This window comes from Schaalia sp. ORNL0103, assembly GCF_019429565.1.
In the GTDB taxonomy this organism is placed as follows: Bacteria; Actinomycetota; Actinomycetes; order Actinomycetales; family Actinomycetaceae; genus Pauljensenia.
The window spans coordinates 280,331-295,878 of record NZ_JAHXSA010000001.1 but is presented as its reverse complement, the minus strand read 5'-3'; the positions used below and the strand labels follow the sequence as shown (position 1 = coordinate 295,878).

At 66.2% G+C, this 15,548-nt stretch carries 13 protein-coding genes; 4 read left to right on the top strand and 9 right to left on the bottom strand.

The genetic code is table 11. The features are described 5' to 3' along the window. The first annotated feature begins 49 nt into the window (after positions 1-49). Positions 50-661 (top strand): hypothetical protein, encoded by a 612-nt coding sequence (locus JJJ16_RS01335; protein WP_219751088.1) that lies wholly within the window; start codon positions 50-52, stop codon positions 659-661. 4 nt (positions 662-665) lie between these two features. On the opposite strand, the gene JJJ16_RS01330 is transcribed toward JJJ16_RS01335, so the two are convergent. Both JJJ16_RS01330 and rfbB read right to left on the bottom strand, forming a co-directional pair. Further along, complete coding sequence (locus JJJ16_RS01330) at positions 666-1,640, bottom strand: glycosyltransferase family 2 protein (protein WP_219751087.1); 975 nt, start codon at positions 1,638-1,640, stop codon at positions 666-668. A 4-nt stretch (positions 1,641-1,644) separates the two neighbouring features. Beyond that, complete coding sequence (gene rfbB, locus JJJ16_RS01325) at positions 1,645-2,652, bottom strand: dTDP-glucose 4,6-dehydratase (RefSeq protein WP_003794562.1); 1,008 nt, start codon at positions 2,650-2,652, stop codon at positions 1,645-1,647. Positions 2,653-2,858: 206 nt separating this feature from the next. Between rfbB and JJJ16_RS01320 the strand changes: the two genes are divergently transcribed. From JJJ16_RS01320 to JJJ16_RS01310, 3 genes are all read left to right on the top strand, one after another. Further along, positions 2,859-3,452, top strand: coding sequence for a hypothetical protein (locus JJJ16_RS01320; protein WP_219751086.1), 594 nt, complete (start codon positions 2,859-2,861; stop codon positions 3,450-3,452). An 84-nt stretch (positions 3,453-3,536) separates the two neighbouring features. Further along, entirely contained in the window at positions 3,537-5,090 is a 1,554-nt protein-coding gene (locus JJJ16_RS01315; RefSeq protein WP_219751085.1) for a DUF2142 domain-containing protein, read from the top strand. Then, positions 5,087-6,130 carry a glycosyltransferase family 2 protein gene (locus JJJ16_RS01310; RefSeq protein WP_219751084.1) on the top strand — a complete coding sequence of 348 codons (1,044 nt, stop codon included), beginning with the start codon at positions 5,087-5,089 and terminating at the stop codon, positions 6,128-6,130. The genes JJJ16_RS01315 and JJJ16_RS01310 overlap by 4 nt, the downstream gene beginning before the upstream one ends. Positions 6,131-6,199: 69 nt before the next feature. Here the strand turns inward: JJJ16_RS01310 and JJJ16_RS01305 are convergent, their stop codons facing one another. The 7 genes from JJJ16_RS01305 to JJJ16_RS01275 form a co-directional block, all read right to left on the bottom strand. After that, complete coding sequence (locus JJJ16_RS01305; protein WP_219751083.1) at positions 6,200-7,924, bottom strand: NlpC/P60 family protein; 1,725 nt, start codon at positions 7,922-7,924, stop codon at positions 6,200-6,202. A 150-nt stretch (positions 7,925-8,074) separates the two neighbouring features. Then, the gene (locus JJJ16_RS01300) at positions 8,075-9,367 is read right to left on the bottom strand and encodes an ABC transporter ATP-binding protein (protein ID WP_219751082.1); all 1,293 of its coding nucleotides are present in this window, start codon (positions 9,365-9,367) and stop codon (positions 8,075-8,077) included. Beyond that, positions 9,367-10,209 (bottom strand): ABC transporter permease, encoded by an 843-nt coding sequence (locus tag JJJ16_RS01295; protein ID WP_318836507.1) that lies wholly within the window; start codon positions 10,207-10,209, stop codon positions 9,367-9,369. Before JJJ16_RS01295 ends, JJJ16_RS01300 begins: the two co-directional genes overlap by 1 nt. Before the next feature lie 40 nt (positions 10,210-10,249). Then, entirely contained in the window at positions 10,250-11,554 is a 1,305-nt protein-coding gene (locus JJJ16_RS01290; protein ID WP_219751080.1) for an alginate O-acetyltransferase AlgX-related protein, read from the bottom strand. Beyond that, the gene (locus JJJ16_RS01285; protein WP_219751079.1) at positions 11,551-12,822 is read right to left on the bottom strand and encodes an acyltransferase family protein; all 1,272 of its coding nucleotides are present in this window, start codon (positions 12,820-12,822) and stop codon (positions 11,551-11,553) included. Before JJJ16_RS01285 ends, JJJ16_RS01290 begins: the two co-directional genes overlap by 4 nt. Further along, complete coding sequence (locus JJJ16_RS01280) at positions 12,819-14,681, bottom strand: rhamnan synthesis F family protein (RefSeq protein ID WP_219751078.1); 1,863 nt, start codon at positions 14,679-14,681, stop codon at positions 12,819-12,821. Before JJJ16_RS01280 ends, JJJ16_RS01285 begins: the two co-directional genes overlap by 4 nt. Before the next feature lie 4 nt (positions 14,682-14,685). Next, the gene (locus JJJ16_RS01275) at positions 14,686-15,537 is read right to left on the bottom strand and encodes an NAD-dependent epimerase/dehydratase family protein (protein WP_219751077.1); all 852 of its coding nucleotides are present in this window, start codon (positions 15,535-15,537) and stop codon (positions 14,686-14,688) included. Positions 15,538-15,548: the final 11 nt, after the last annotated feature.

The window sequence follows — 15,548 nt, the reverse complement described above, 5'->3', positions numbered from 1 at the left end:
TCCAGCACTCACCCAATACGGCCAGGAGCGGGTTGAACTGGGAGGACCCGTGGTCAGCCGGTGGTTAGCGAAGATCGCGAACTACCTGACAAACGAACTTGCGGCCGATCTGTTCGGCACGGGCGAAGCGACACCAACACGTATCTACACGACGCTTCAGCCCTGGCAGGACACCCTCTGGCAGATCGCAGCACGGGCGATGGGATGGGAGGTTCTCGATACGCGACGTCCGCTCCCCGGAGACCTTTTCGTCACGAATATTCTCGGTTCCGAAGCATCCGACGCGCTGGGCGCCGGGGCGCACGTGCTCGCGCAACCCGCGCAGTACCTGTCGTTCGCATGGGATGGTCCCCTGGATGGAGCTCTCGACGGCCTCGCGGAAATCGCCATGCAGCCGGATGCCCTCGTCGTCGACACTCCCCCGCTGCTCGTCCAAGCCCGCGACGAGGCACTGGCTGGGACCCGCCCGTCGGCTCCGGTTCAGGGAAGCCGCGTCGCGCTGCTGTGGGATGCGCGTACGGGTGCGGGCCAGGTCTTGGATCAGTGGATGCAGGGACGTTCTGTCGTCATCATTGATCCGCACGCCGTCTCGCCGGATAGGCTGACGCAGATCCTGGCGACGGAGGACGTGGACGGCGGGCTCGTCACCTATCAGAGGTAGAGGGTCACCACACGCCCAGGACTCGCGCAGCAGCGAGTTTGAGGCCCTCCATGCGGTCGCGGCGGATCTGACGCCAGCGCAGGGCGAAGCGCAGCCTCGAGGCGGCACCCTGCCCCTCGAGCTCGCGCAGGATGGCGCACAGCTGGCGCGCGCGGCGCTCGTCGAACGTGCCGACCTTCTGGGCGGTGCGGGCAGTCAGAATAAACTGGTTGCGATAAAAACCGTTCCGCAGCTTGGCCATGCGGGCGTCGCGCGCCCCGGAGCCGGAGTTCGCGCCCTGCACATTGCCGCCATGCTGACGGTATTCAAGCGTCGGCTCCTCGCCAATCACCCAGATCAGGCCGATTGAGCGAGCCAGCGCGTAGACATACCAGTCATGCACGCCAATCTCGCTGTAGTCGAGGCCGTCCAACACCTGCACGAGAGCCTCGTGAGCCTTCGGACTGAAGACGTAGGTGGAGCCGGGACCCGCGGCCTCAAAGAGAAAGTCCCAGGCCCTCTGAGGCTGCGACTTGCGAATGAGGCGGCGCTCCCCCACCGCCCCGCCGGGCAGCCACTGGAAGGACGTCACGTTCGATGACACGACATCAGCCCCACGATCGGCCATGAGGGCCAGCTGAGAACTCAGCTTGTCCTCGTGCCACACGTCATCCTGGTCGGTGAAGGCGACGTAGGAGCCGTCGGGGGCATGCGTCGTAAAAAGGTGCAGGAAGTTGCCCGTCACGCCCGGCGTACCATCGCGCTGGGGCAGAACAGTGATCCGAGGGTCGGCAGCGGCGCGCTCCTCCAAGTGCGCACGCGTCCCGTCGCTCGACGCGTCGTCGGACACGACGAGACGGACGTCCACGCCCACCTGGGCGAGCACGGAGTCCACCTGTTCGTCGAGCCACGCCCCGCCCTCGGCCATACCGTTGTAGGTGGCCATGAGGACGGTGACTCGGGGGCGAGGCACGGCCTCGTCTCGGGTCACGCGATCCAAGGACTCAGTGTCCTTCGGCGGCGTACTTCGCCTCGACGGCTTCCTTGAGGGGAGCCCACCACGCCTCGTTCTCGGTGTACCAGGCGATCGTGTCGGCGAGGCCGTCGCGGAAGTTCGTGAACTGGGGTTCCCAACCGAGCTCGGTGACCAGCTTGGAGTTGTCGATCGCGTAGCGCAGGTCGTGGCCCGGGCGGTCGGTCACGTGATCGAAGTCGTCGGGGGCGTAGCCCATCAGCTCGTTGAGGATGGCAACGACGTCGCGGTTGTTCGTCTCGCCGTCGGCGCCGATCAGGTAGGTCTCACCAATGCGGCCCTTCATAAGGATGTCCCACACGGCCGTGTTGTGGTCGCGCACGTGGATCCAGTCGCGCACGTTCAGGCCGTCGCCGTACAGGCGGGGGCGCACACCGCGCAGGCGGTTCGTGATCATGCGGGGGATGAACTTCTCGATGTGCTGGTAGGGGCCGTAGTTGTTCGAGCAGTTCGAGATCGTGGCCTCAACACCGAAGGAGCGCACCCACGCGCGCACCAGCAGGTCCGAGCCCGCCTTGGACGAGGAGTAGGGCGAGGAGGGGTTATAGGGCGTGGTGGGCGTGAACTTCGCGGGATCGTCCAGCTCGAGGTCACCATAGACCTCGTCCGTGGAGATGTGGTGGAAGCGGACCTTGTGGCGGCGCACGGCCTCCAGCAGGGTGAAGGTGCCCACCAGGTTCGTCTGGATAAAGGGCGAGGGGTCGAGGAGGGAGTTGTCATTGTGCGACTCGGCGGCAAAGTGCACGACCGCGTCGGCACCGGCGACGACACCATCCACGAGGTCGGCGTCGGCGATGTCGCCCTCGACGACGGTCAGGCGAGCGGCGAGCTCGGCGGGCACGTCGGTCAGGGACGCACGGTTGCCCGCGTAGGTGAACTTATCCAGGACGACAACGTCGACGTCCGGGTGGTCCTCCAGCAGCGTGTGAACGAAATTCGCTCCAATGAAGCCGGCACCGCCGGTCACAACGATCTTCATGAGGTCTTCTCCTTTGCGCGCCCGCAGGCGTCCGAGGGTGTTACTCACCCTATTCCTGCCCCTATTATGCCGTAGTTCTCACGCATTCCTCGCCACTGACCTCCACTTACCCGTCGGATACGTCACTATTCGCCACGCTGGAGGTACCCTGAAGGGCCGCACGCGCTGATAGATTGGAAGCATCCCCCAACAGAAACGGACCTCTCGTGACTCGCCTCGTCCCCTCGCTCGCGCTGCTCGCCCTGTGCGCTGTTTCCACGGCCTCGTGCTCCATGCTCGAGGACACCCAGAGCGCTCAGTCGACGCCCGCGGCCTCCGTTTCCGCGGGAGACCCCGGCCAGCCGTCGAGCTCGGCGATGCCGACCCTGCACGCGGCCTCCCCCGGATGCGCCACCATGGACGAGATCTTCACAGAGGCGCTCAACGGCTCCGAGACCGGCCAGGCCTACAGGTCTCTGGCGGCCAAGCGCTCGGGGGAAACGAACGCAGAGGAGCGTCACCGCGCGTGGGAGGCCTTCGCGGCCGCCTTCAAGAACGACTACTCCGATCGCCTCACTCAGGCGGCCACGGACGAGACCTCCCAGCAGGCCCTCGCTGCCCTCGCGGTCTACGTCGAGCGTAACGCGGCCCTCGACTCCGGCGCGATCCCCGAGTTCGCCGATCAGCAGGGAGCCGAGGAGGCCCTTAAGCGCGGTGAGAACCCCGAGGTGAACCCCGCCTACACGCAGGCCCTCGCCGAGGCCACGACCGCTCACGCCACGCTGACGACCTGTATGCCTCACTGGCCCGTTGTTTTCTAGCCTCTGGGCGGACTCGCACCCGCCGGGCCACGCCCGGACTCGTGTACATTAGACGTACCTATCCCGGACAGATTGGCTCATTTCATGGCACGTGCGCTCGTCGACCACCTCGCTCCCGCGCGGGATCGTTTCGTCTCTACCGCAGCGCGGCCCCTGGCCTTCGTCATCCTGGCCCTCGGTATCCTCTCCGTGGCCACGGGCTGGATCTTCGCCTCTCCTCCGGGTTCCTCTCCGGACGACGACTACCACCTCGTCTCCACGTGGTGCCCGCGCCCCATCGAGTCCACTGGCTGCGACACAACCACGATCGACGGCGATCTCTACGTCATGGCCCCCGTGACCACCTCCCACGCGCAGTGCGAGGCCTTCAGCAGCGACAAATCGCACGCGTGCATCCATGACTACTCGGACGACACGATGTTCCCGTCGTACCGATACAACGACGGCCAGTACCCCTACGGCTTCTACCAGTTCCACCATCTGTTCGCGGGCCACAACGTGGAGCACTCCGTGTGGATCATGCGCTCGATCAACGTTGGCATTGCGATGGTGCTGATCGGCGCCGTCTGCGCGCTGTCGACCCGCGAGGTGCGCCGCGCAACCGCGCTGGCCGCGCTCGTCGCGTGGACGCCAATGGGCCTGTACTTCATCGCCTCCAACAACCCCTCCTCGTGGGCGATCACGGGCGTCTTCACCTACGGAGCGGCTCTCTACGGAGCGCTGAACGCACAGGGGTGGCGCCGCTGGACGCTCCTCGGCGTGGGCGCGCTGGCCTCCCTGCTGTGCTACGGCTCGCGAGGCGACGCCGCCTTCTACGTCTTCGTCGCCTCCCTCGGCGTCCTCATCCTGGCAGCCCGCCGCCGCCACCTACCCGAAATCGGCATCGCGTCCGTCCTGAGCGTCATCGGCATCTGGTGCATGCTTAGCTCCGGCCAGTCCGGTCACATCGCCCAGTCCGAGGCCTCGGTGACCCTGCGCGAGCGCATCGAGGTCGCGATCATGAACATCCGCTACCTGCCCGAGTACTTCGCGGGCTTCATCGGTTTGTACTCCGGCCCCGGCTGGCGCGACACTCCTCTGCCGGGCTACACGACGATCCTTGGCCTCCTCGTCCTGGGCGCGGTCCTCTTCTACGGGGCACGCACGATGAGCCTGCGCAAGATCTTGGCCGCCTTCGTCGTCTTCGGTGCGATGGCGGGTATCCCGCTGCTGATCGCGACCCCTCCGACCTTCCCCAACCTCGGCGGATACCACTCCCGCTATGCCCTGCCGCTGCTGGGCACGTGGCTACTCATCTGGCTCTCCTGCGCCGTCAAGAAGTCTTCGATAACCCGTGGCCAGATCGTCATGTTCGTGTTTTTCCTGAGCGTTGTCGACGCGGTTGCGATGCACACGACGATTGCCCGCTACGTCCGAGGCCTGCTGTCGATCCGCCACATGGGGTGGATCGCACCGGGTAACCTGAATGGTGACATCCAGTGGTGGTGGGCCGACATGCCGCTGAGCCCGATGGCCCTGTGGGGCCTAGCCTCCCTGGGATACGCACTTGCCCTGGCGAGCGCCATCTACCTGCTGCGGAACCGCCAGGTGGAGGCGCCTGCCTCGACCACTCAGACCGAAGAGGAAGAAACTGCATGAGCGCAACAGTCACCGTCGTCGTGCGCACGCGTAATCGCCCGGCGATGCTCACCCGTGCCCTCGCATCGATCGCTTCTCAGACCTTCGACGACTACGAGGTCGTCATCGTCAACGACGCCGGCGACGAGGCCGAGGTTCGCGAGATCGTCAAGAAGCAGAAGAGCGCCGTGCGTTCGAAGATCACGATCGTCACGAACGAGGTCTCGAACGGCCGCGAGGCCGCGCTCGAGTCGGGCCTGGCGGCGTCACACAACCGCTACTACGCGGTCCACGACGATGACGACTCCTGGCACCCGCACTTCCTGAAGAAGACAGTCGCCTACCTGGACGAGCACCCCGAGGCGGGCGGCGTCGCCACCCGCTGCGAGATCATCCGCGAGCGCGTGCGCGCCGACGGCACCTGCATCGAGATCGAGCGCGAGGTCCTGTCGACGGATAACTACGGCCTGTCCCTCGTGGACATGATGGTGGAGAACTACACGCCCCCGATCTCTCAGCTGATCCGCCGTGAGGTTGCGGACCGCGTGGGTCACTGGGACGGGTCCCTGCAGACGCAGGCGGACTGGGATTTCAACCTGCGTCTGCTGGCTGCCTCCCCGGTCGGCTTCGTCGATGGGGAGCCTCTGGCCTACTGGCACCACCGCGACACAATGGATGCCTCGCTGGGCAATTCCGTCGTCACGGACGCGTACCTGCACAAGTGGGACAATCTGCACATCCGTGACCGCTACCTGCGTGCCATGCTGGCGACGGAGGATCCTTCATCCCCGCGCCTGGGCCAGGCGCTGCTGTCGGCGGAGTACTACCGACGGATGCGCGAGGAACTCGCGCGCGTAGATTCGGGTTTCCATTCGTCGTTGAATCTCGTCCACGTCGACATGCTCAACACGATGACGGCCCTGCACCAGCAGGTGCATGAGCTGCGCGGAGAGGTGAGTGCCCTGCGCGAGCAGCTTGATGCCGGCTCGTCCCTGCAGCAGTCGCTGCGTCGCACGGCATCCCTGCCCAAGCGCATCTTGCGTCGCCTTCTGGGGCGCTGAGGAACACCTATCTCAGACAGACGGGCCGGCCGGGGAACACTCCACGGCCGGCCCGATTCTGTTTCTGTCCTAGGGCAGCGGGCGCACGACGTCTGGCGTCATGCGGTCCCATCCGTATCCGGCGGTGATGTGCTGCATGCGGGCCGGGCGCCCCATCCAGTCGGTGTGGACGATCATGTCGTCGCCCAGGTAGATGGCGACATGCGTGACGGTGCCGCTCGTCGTGTAGAAGATGAGGTCGCCGCGTTGGCGCTGGGCGAGGGGCACGTGCTGGAAGCGCGGGTACGCGTAGAGCTCCTGCGACGTGCGGTAGGAGGGCCACGCGTGCTTGATGACGTCGATGGGCTGGGGATCCAGGCCCGCAGAGTAAAGGGATTGGAGGACGAGGCCCGAGCAGTCGAATCCCTGGTCGTAGGGGCCTGCCCCTCCCCACGTGTAGGAGGAGCCGGTCTGGTTCCACGCGTACCCGATCATGGCCTCGACGCGCTCGGAGCGCGTGGCCGTCAGGGGCAGGGGCGTCGCCTGGTACTGGTCGACGGTCCAGGGGTAGCCGGTGTCCATGGCATCCCAGGTGGCCTTGTCGACGACGCCGGTGACGGGTAGGCCTGCACGCTGCTGGAAGTTTTTGACGGCGGCGACGAAGGGCGCGTCGACGGAGGCGAGTTTGTTTGCATGCCACAGGCCGAGGCGTACCTGGACGATGCGCACCTTGGTGCCGTTCATGCCCCAGGTGAGCGTGTTGGTCGCATCCCCGAGGCCCGTGATGTGGTCGGTGGGCTGCAGGTAGCCGGCCGGCGCCTCGTACCCGCGCCATGCTCCCGAGGAGTCGAACTCGTAGCGGCGGCCGTTCAGTTCCAGGGGCGCGGTGCGCATGATGCCGGTGTCGGGGTCGAGGTAATACCACTCTCCCCCATCGCGCACCCAGCCACCCAGCTGGGCGCCGCTGGACGCGAAGTAATGCCAGCCGTCGGCCAGGCGTACCCAGCCGGTGCGCATCGCACCCGAGGAGTCCAGGTAGTACCACGTGCCATCCACGCCGGTCATGCCGGTGTGCATGACTCCGCTGTTCGGGTCGAGGTAATACCACTGTCCCCCGTCGCGCAGCCAGCCACCCAGCTGGGCGCCGCTGGACGCGAAGTAATGCCAGCCGTCGGCCAGGCGTACCCAGCCGGTGCGCATCGCACCCGAGGAGTCCAGGTAGTACCACGTGCCATCCACGCCGGTCATACCCGTACGCATGACACCGCTGGCGGAATCCAGGTAGTACCACTGTCCACCGTCGCGCAGCCAGCCACCGACGAGAGCTCCGGACGGAGCCAGGAAGAACCAGTCGGCACCGTCGCGCAGCCAGCCGGTGGCCATGTAGCCACTGTCGTAGAAGAAGTAGCGGCTACCCCCGATCCCCACCCACTGGTCAGCCGGGTACGATCCGTCGGCGCGCCGCCACCACCAGCCGACCGAGTCACGCATCCAGGTGCCCCGTCCGGTCTCGTCCTGCGCGCCCATCGTCGGGGGTTCGTCGCTCTCGGACGAGGCACTGGGCGCCCTGTCCTCCCCGCTCGCGCTGGGGGTCGCGGGCTCGGACGCGTCCTTGGCCTCGGGGCTCGGCGAAGCCGACGGCGCGGCGGGCGAGGCGGACTGGGCCGCGGTGGAGCTCTCTGCTGCAGACTGCGGTGTGGCCTCGTCCCCTGCATCGGCGCGGGCCTGCGCGGGCAGGGCGATGAGCGCGAGGGCCAGGGCCGCGGTGAGGGCGCGAGCGAGCGCGCGGCGGGCGAGTGTGGGCGTCGATGCCATGACAGTGCCTTGTCGCTGGAAAACAGTTCTCCTATAAGTGTAGGACACTCCTCACACTGCGTGGGCGCGTTTGAGCCACCCACTCAACAAAAAGCCGGGGCCCGGCGGCATCACACCGCTGGGCCCCGGCCTCGAACGCCGTTGCGTCCGTCAGTCCTCGTTCTCAAGCGCGTCGGCCTGCTGGGCCTGCATGCGCGCGAGGTGCTCGTAGTCGGCGGCGCCACGCCTGGGCACGTCGCGCATGGGGCGCGCGGGCGTCAGGTCCGTGAACGACGCTCCCAGGTTCACCAGGCCGCCGGACTCCATGCCCGGTCCGGGCAGGACGTCGAAGCGGCGAGCCTTCTGCAGGGCATCGATGACGCTGGTCATGTCCTGATTCTGGATAGCTGCGGAGATCGTGTATGCGCCCGGGTTAAAAGTCAGACGCGGAATGTCGATGTCGAGGTGACCGGTGCCAGGCTCGATCGACGTCGGCACGTAGCAGGCATCCATGCCGTGCAGGCCCCACACGAAGACGCCCTCGCGGGTGTCGATGGAGGCGCCAAAGACCGGGGACTCGATACGCTCGTTCGCGCGGTAGTGCAGGCGCAGGCGCACGGGATCGCCCGGGTACACGAGCGACGTGGGCTCACCGGACGCGGACAGCAGCTCGATGCGCTCGATCATGGCCTCGCCGCTACCGAATCGCGTGCCGCCACCCTCGACCTCGATGGCGTGGTGAGCGACGTCGGAGTAGGTGTCGATGACCTCGGCGGCCGCGCCCACATCAACGAGCGTGCCGTGATCCAGCCAGGCGGCCTGGTCACAGAAGGTGCGCATCTGCTCGAGGCCGTGGGACACGACGACGACCGTGCGCCCCTGGTCCTTGAGCTGGGCGAACTTGTCCATGCACTTGTTCTGGAATTCCATGTCGCCCACGGCCAGGACCTCGTCAACGAGGAGGATGTCCGGCTCAACGTGGATGGACACGGAGAAGCCCAGGCGCACGTACATGCCCGAGGAGTAGTTCTTCACCGGCTGATCGATGAAGCGCTCGACGCCGGAGAAGTCGATGATCGCATCCAGCTTGGAGTCGATCTCCTTCTTGCTCATGCCCAGGATCGCGCCGTTGAGGTAGATGTTCTCGCGGCCCGACAGCTCGGGGTGGAAGCCGGAGCCGACCTCGAGCATGGCGGCCATGCGCCCCGTCGAGGAGATCGTTCCCCTGTCCGGGGTCAGGATCTTCGCGATGCACTTAAGCAGCGTCGACTTGCCTGAACCGTTGTGTCCGAGCAGGCCGAAGGTCTTGCCCTGCGGGATCTCGAAGGAGACGTCGTCGAGAGCCCAGAACTCCTCGAACTGCGCGCGCGACCGCTGCAGGAACGCGCCCTTGAGGGACTGGTTGCGGTTCTTGTAGATGCGGAAGCGCTTGGAGACGCCCTCCACCGAAATCGCGTTCGTCATCAGAGTTCCTCCACGATTCGTGCCGAGAAGCGGCGGAAGATCAGCGAGCCGAGGCCAAAGATGCCGAAGGCCCAGGCGGCGCAGCCGAGCCACACCTGCCAGGACGGCATCGCGAAGCCGTACAGCGTCGAGCGGTAGGCCTCGAGGAAGAGCTCGGCGGGGTTGAGACGGAAGATCGTGACGATCGGGAGCGGCTCGCCTCCCCAGGTCCACCCCTTGGCCGCCAGGTCGGTCTGGACCTTGTTGAGCATCGAGAGCGAGAAGACGACGCCGGAGGCGTACATCCAGATTTGGTTGAAGATCTGCCACAGGTGCGAGATGTCGCGGAAGTAGACCGAGGCAACCGACAGGATCAGGCCCATCCCGATCACGAAGAGCATCGCGAGCAGCGTGATGACGATGACAGCGGGGATCATGAGCAGCACGCCGGGGCCGCCGGCGATGCACATGATGAGGATGATGACGCCCAGTTCGAAGGCAAAGTCGTAGGCCAGGGCCAGCACCGAGGAGTAGATGAGAACCTGACGCGGGAAGTAGACCTTGGTGAGCAGGCCGGAGTTACCCACGAGGGAATCCATGCCGCGCTGAATGCCGCTCGACATGAAGTTCCAGGCGATGACGCCCACGCCGATCCACAGCGCGAAGGAGGACAGGCCCGAGTTCGCGCCCTTGTCGGCCTCGCCGCGGAAAACGACGCCGAAGATCAGCGCGTACACGGCGATCGTGGCGATCGGGTTGATGAAGGACCACAGGCGGCCGAGCGCGGTGCCCTTGAACTCCGAGGAGATCGAGCGCTGCGCCATGCGCATCGTCAGGTCAATGACCCGTTTCGTCTCAGACACGGCTACTCCCATCGCTTCTGTCGTGGTCAGGAAATCTATTCTACTTACCGGCGGCCGGCGTGAGCGCGAGGTAGCGCTGCGTGAACTCTACGATCACGACGCTGGGCTTATAGGCATCGATGAGGGCGGCGACGTCCGTCGGCTGCTCGGAGTCGAGGGCGTGGCCGACCTGGATCGTGTATTCGAAGGTGGCGGCCACGTCGGGTCCCAGGTTGTTGCCCTGGGAGTCACGCACGATGAGCGCGGTGCCGCGTCCGTTCGGGTTATAGGTGAGCGCCGGCTTGTTCTGGAAGTCGACGGGGCTGGCCAGGGACACCTCGGGGGCACCCGTGACCTCGGCCAAGCGCGCGGCGGTGTCGGCCAGCTCATCACGGCTCTCTAGCTGCAAGAGGTGAACGCTGCCCGGGTCCTGCTCGTAGGTGGGCACCGCCCACGGCCCCGTCTGGGCGGGGGCACCCAGGGCCTCGTACTCGTTGGGGGCGTCCACGCCGCTCACGCCGGACGGCGTCAGGGAGGGCAGGCCCTCAAGCTGCGGGTTCACCGCGGCCAGGCAGGACAACGTCTGGTTCCACGCGACGTGCGCGGCGTAGGGTGACCAGTGGGGGTTGACCGCCGAGTACAGCGGAGCCTCGCTCCCCTCGCGGGCCTCGCGCAGGCCCTCGCGCACGTCCACCCACGCGTGGGTGGGCAGCGCCGAGCGCATGAGATCCAGGGAGGTCGTGCCCATCAGCGGGTCCGCCCACTGGGGCAGCTTGTCGGAGTAGACGTCCCACGTGGCCGGGGCAGGCATGAAGAGCGCGGTCGCGCCCTGCTCGTTCGCGGTGGTCTCGATGCCACTCATGTAGCGGTCCCACGCGCTCACCTGCTCGGGGGTGGGGCGTACGCGGCCCAGCGCCTGAGAGAAGTTCGCGTTGAAGACGTCGGAGAGGAACAGATAGCCGTCGCGGCCCTCAACGTACGTGGTCACGCCGGTCATGGACTGCTCGAACGAGGCCTGGGCAGCGTCCGTGGGCAGGTAGCCCGCAGTGCCGGCGACGCCAGGCGTCCACGGGCCCACGTCGGCGCGCGGGGTGGGGGCACAGACCTCGGGCAGGGATTGGGGCGTGGTGCGCGCAAAGGACGAGGCCTGGGCAGCGGGTGCCGCAGCTGGCTGAGGAGCGGGATGGGTGGCCTTGTACCACGTGCCCACGCCGGTGGCCGCGCACGCTCCCGCAAGCAGGACAGCGAGGGGCACGTAGTGGAGGCGGCGCTTCCACGAGCCGGCGGGAACGCCCTCGTCGAAGGAGACGTCGCGCAGACCGGACTCGGATTCCTTGAACTGGCCGGCGGCCTTCTTCTCGCTCACTTGGTCTCCTCCTCGGTACGTGCGGCCGCTTCTTCGGCCTCCATGACCGTCGCGATCCTGGTCGAGGACAGGGCCGGCGTGACGATGCGGCGGGCCACGGCCTCGTACGTGGGACGGAAGTGCTCGATGAGCTTGTCCATCCATCCGGGCAGGTAGTTCTTCAGGCTCATCGCGGGCTTCTCAATGAGGTGCCACGACAGGTAGGCCAGGATGTGCACGGTTACAACGACCGTCAGGTGGTAGGCGATCCAGCCGCGATCCTGCAGGTGGAAGTAGGCGGCGAACGCCATGATCGGCCACGCGTAGATGTAGATGCCGTAGGACAGGTCGCCGTGCTTCTCCCAGTTCTGCAGGGGCAGGCGAATCGCCAGGTACATGAGGAAGTACAGGAAGCCGTACTGACCGACAATGTTCCAGCCGCCCGACGCGTAGGAGAGCACGCCGAAGATCAGCCCACCCCACGCCAGGCGCGAGTCCATGGGGATCTTGTCGCCGTAGAGCGTGAAGAGCATGCCGAAAGCGAAGGGGCCCATGAACATCAGCATGTAGGGGTCGCGCAGCAGGTAGTTGACGTTGGCGACCTGGCCCGCACCCATCCACTGCAGGGCGTTGAGGGCGATCAGCACGAGGGCGAAGGCGCCGCCCACCTTGCGGTTCGCGAGCGCCCCGAACAGGCCGAGGATCGCCACCAGGATGTAGGCCTTGAACTCGTAGATGAGCGTCCAGGCCGAGCCGTTCCAGTCGCGCGCGCCGTGCAGGATGAAGTATGGCAGGTTCTCGCCCATGCCGGCAATATTGCGCTGGCCCAGGTTCAGCCACATGTTGTTCACGAAGTACGTGAGCGGCGACTCGGTGGCCGGGTGCAGGTAGCCGGAGATGTTATGGAAGGTGTGCCAGTAGGCGATCGGCGCGAGAATGCCGACCGTGAAGAGCAGGGCGGCCCAGAATGCGGGGAAAATACGCAGGACGCGGCGCCACATGTAGCGCCAGATCGTCGCGCGACCCATGCGCGAGCGCGTGATCAGGAATCCCGAGAAAAAGAAGAAACCCGCGACGGCGACGCCACCGATGGACTGCTCCTTAGAGATCTGCACGCCCAGGTCCTCGCCGCCGTAGAAACCGGCAATCGGTCCGGCGTGCGAGAAGATGACCATGAAGGCCATCAGCCAGCGCAAAAACCCAATCGAGTTGGACCTGGAGTTGAATGCCTGCGCGACGGACTGGGGCGTGTGGGGGGCCGCAGCCCGAATCGTGGAGGCCAGGCTCATCGCTCACCCTTCATGGATCGGATCTTATGGACGGCGCCGCGAGCCGCGCGGTACGCCGGCTTGAGCGCGTTACCCAGTCCAGGCGTGCGCACCATGATGTTGGTCTTGACGGCACCCAGCAGGTTCGGGACCGCGCCCATGCGCGCCTTGAGGAAGGGCACCTGGTCGATCGCGAAGGCGGGCATCATCGACGAGGTCGCTGCCAGCTTGTACTCCAGGTAGCCGTAGTACACGCCCGCCCACTTCGGGGTCATGACGGGGCGCACGTAGTAGCCGCGCGACAGGACCGCGTAGGACAGGAGACGCTCGATGACGTGCGCCAGGGAACCGTCCTTGTAGCCGCCTTCTTCGGGGAAGTCCTCGGGGACGAGGCCGGCACCGGTCAGCAGGGACAGGGCCTCCGGGCGCGCGATGAACATGGAGCCGTAGGGGGCCAGCGGCTGGTGCTCGTCGAAGGGGACGGTGATGCCGACCTTTTTGGCGAACTCGCGGGCGGGGGCGCGGTTCGCGAACCACGCGTGGCCCATCGTCGGGTAGCCCATGTGCGGCATGGGCGCAATCGCCATGCCCAGGCCCGGGTGGGCCGCGAACTCCGCGAGGATGCCGGCCACGTGATCGGAGGAGGCCAGCAGGTTGTCGTAGAGGTGCTCCTTGAAGAGCTGGGCGGCGTTGTAGTCGTCCTGGACGGACTTCTTGGAGTGGATCTTCACGACGATGTCGTACTCGCCGGAGGTGAGCACGTCGTTGCAATCCACCAGGAACGCGCCAATGTCGCGGCCGCGGTTGGAGGACACGACGCGCACGTCGGCGTCCACGCCTCGTTCCTGGGCGCGCGCCTCGATGAGAGCCTTGTTCTCCTCGTTCGAGGTCGTGGCCACCAGGTGGTAGCCGTCGGGCAGGACGCTCAGGCGGTCGAGGATCTCGTCGGCCATGTCGGCGTAGAAGATGTGTGCGACCGCGAGGACCTTCAGGGAGGCGGCGGCGTCCAGGGTGGCCTGGTCGGCGCGCGGGGAGATGACGGTCGTCAGGCCCGCGTTGGTCACGAGGTCACGCGGACGCGAGGTGCGCGCGAGGTTCGTGAGGATCAGGTCGGTGTCGTAGCCGGCCTTTTCCGCAAGTTCCAGCATGTCCGCGCCAATGATCGCGTGGCGGTCCAGGTAGAGCGGGTCGTGGAAGAGATTGCGGCGCTTGAGGATCGGGCAGCCGTCCGCGAGCAGCATCGAGGCGTTGTCGAAGACGGGGTTGCGCGAAGGGTAGTCCTCGCGCGGGTATGCCACGACGTGCGTGTAGCCGAGGTTGCCGAAGTACTCCGTGAAGCGCGACTCGTGCCACTGGATCGAGTCGTTGTAGGAGCGGATCGGGGGCATCTCGTCCCAGTACTTGCGGAAGTCCGGGGAGCTGAGCAGCGGGTTGCGCACGGCGATCCAGTGAGACTGGATGTGGCGCGGCATGCGGGTGGCTGCCAGGAAGGGGTGGGGGCGCACCTCGTCGTGTTCGGTGATACCCCAGAAGTCCACAGCTCCGGCGGCATCCACGCGGTCGAAGAGGTTCTTCCACGGGTTGACGGGCGCGAAGAAGGTGTAGTTGAAGAGGATCAGCTCGTCGATCTGGCCGAGGCGGTCCCAGCCGAAGCGGGCGATGCCGTCTCGGTAGCCGCCCACGTCGAAGCCGGTGTTTTCGCGCTCGAAGACCTCGGTGGCGCCCTTGAGGAGGCGCTCGCGCGCGGTGTCGTCCAGGGCAGAGTTGGAGACGACGAGGATCTCGTCGAGGTACTCGCGCAGCGAGGTCAGGCACTCCACGATGTAGTCGTCGACGAGGCCCTGGGGATCGAAGAACAGGAAAATACCGGCGCGCTTCACGGCCTTACTCCCCCGCCCCGTCGACGGCTGCCAGGATCTGGCGGATCTTCGTGGCGTCGCCCCACACGCCGGGCGAGTCGTAGGGACGATCTGGGAATGCCCCGTATTCGAGGGTGATGTCCAGGTCGTTCTCGCGGATGTAGGCTTCGACACGGTCGGCGAGGCTCATGGGCTCACCGCTGCAGATGTTGATGATGCCGTTGACGTCGTCCTGGGAGACGGCGGCGGCGATCTGGTAGGCCAGGCCCTGGATGGAGATGAAGTCGTAGAGGTTCTTGCCCGTGGTGAAGGGGAAGGTCTTCTTGCCTTCCTGGGCGGCGGCCAGGAGCTTGGAGAAGATCGAGGAGCCGTGCGCGTCGTCTCCGACGATGTAGTAGCCGCGCAGCCACTGCATGGTCGCGCCGTGCTTGGTGGTCAGAAGCTCCGTGATCTGCCGCAGCGCGTTCTTGGAGATGCCATACAGGGAGGCGGGGTTGCACGCGGAGTTCTCGTCGATGGCGCCTTCCCAGTAGCCGACCTCGTGCATGGAACCCATGACGGCCAGGTGGGTGCATCCACCCTCGAGGAGGTTCTCGATGAAGCGGTAGTGCGCGGGCAGGTCCTCGATGTGGGCCGGCGAGTTATGCACGAAGCCATCGCGCCAGGCGAGGTGCAGGACCACGTCCGGGCGTCCGAGCTGGTCGTAAATATCAGCGTCACCGCTGAAAATCTGGGTGTCGATGCGGCGCGCGCGCTCGTCGACACCGTCGAGGCGGAAGTCCACGACACTGACGTCGAGGCCGCGCTCCAGCAGGGCGTGAACAATGTGGCGGCCAATGTAGCCACCGGCTCCGGTAACGAGGACAGTCTTCACCATGTCAGCCAGTC

Excerpts from the sequence above, each read along its gene's own strand:
- rfbB (WP_003794562.1), bottom strand. The coding sequence starts at position 2,652 with ATGAAGATCGTTGTGACCGGCGGTGCCGGCTTCATTGGAGCGAATTTC.
- JJJ16_RS01315 (WP_219751085.1), top strand. The coding sequence starts at position 3,537 with ATGGCACGTGCGCTCGTCGACCACCTCGCTCCCGCGCGGGATCGTTTC.
- JJJ16_RS01310 (WP_219751084.1), top strand. The coding sequence starts at position 5,087 with ATGAGCGCAACAGTCACCGTCGTCGTGCGCACGCGTAATCGCCCGGCG.
- JJJ16_RS01305 (WP_219751083.1), bottom strand. The coding sequence starts at position 7,924 with ATGGCATCGACGCCCACACTCGCCCGCCGCGCGCTCGCTCGCGCCCTC.
- JJJ16_RS01300 (WP_219751082.1), bottom strand. The coding sequence starts at position 9,367 with ATGACGAACGCGATTTCGGTGGAGGGCGTCTCCAAGCGCTTCCGCATC.
- JJJ16_RS01285 (WP_219751079.1), bottom strand. The coding sequence starts at position 12,822 with ATGAGCCTGGCCTCCACGATTCGGGCTGCGGCCCCCCACACGCCCCAG.
- JJJ16_RS01275 (WP_219751077.1), bottom strand. The coding sequence starts at position 15,537 with ATGGTGAAGACTGTCCTCGTTACCGGAGCCGGTGGCTACATTGGCCGC.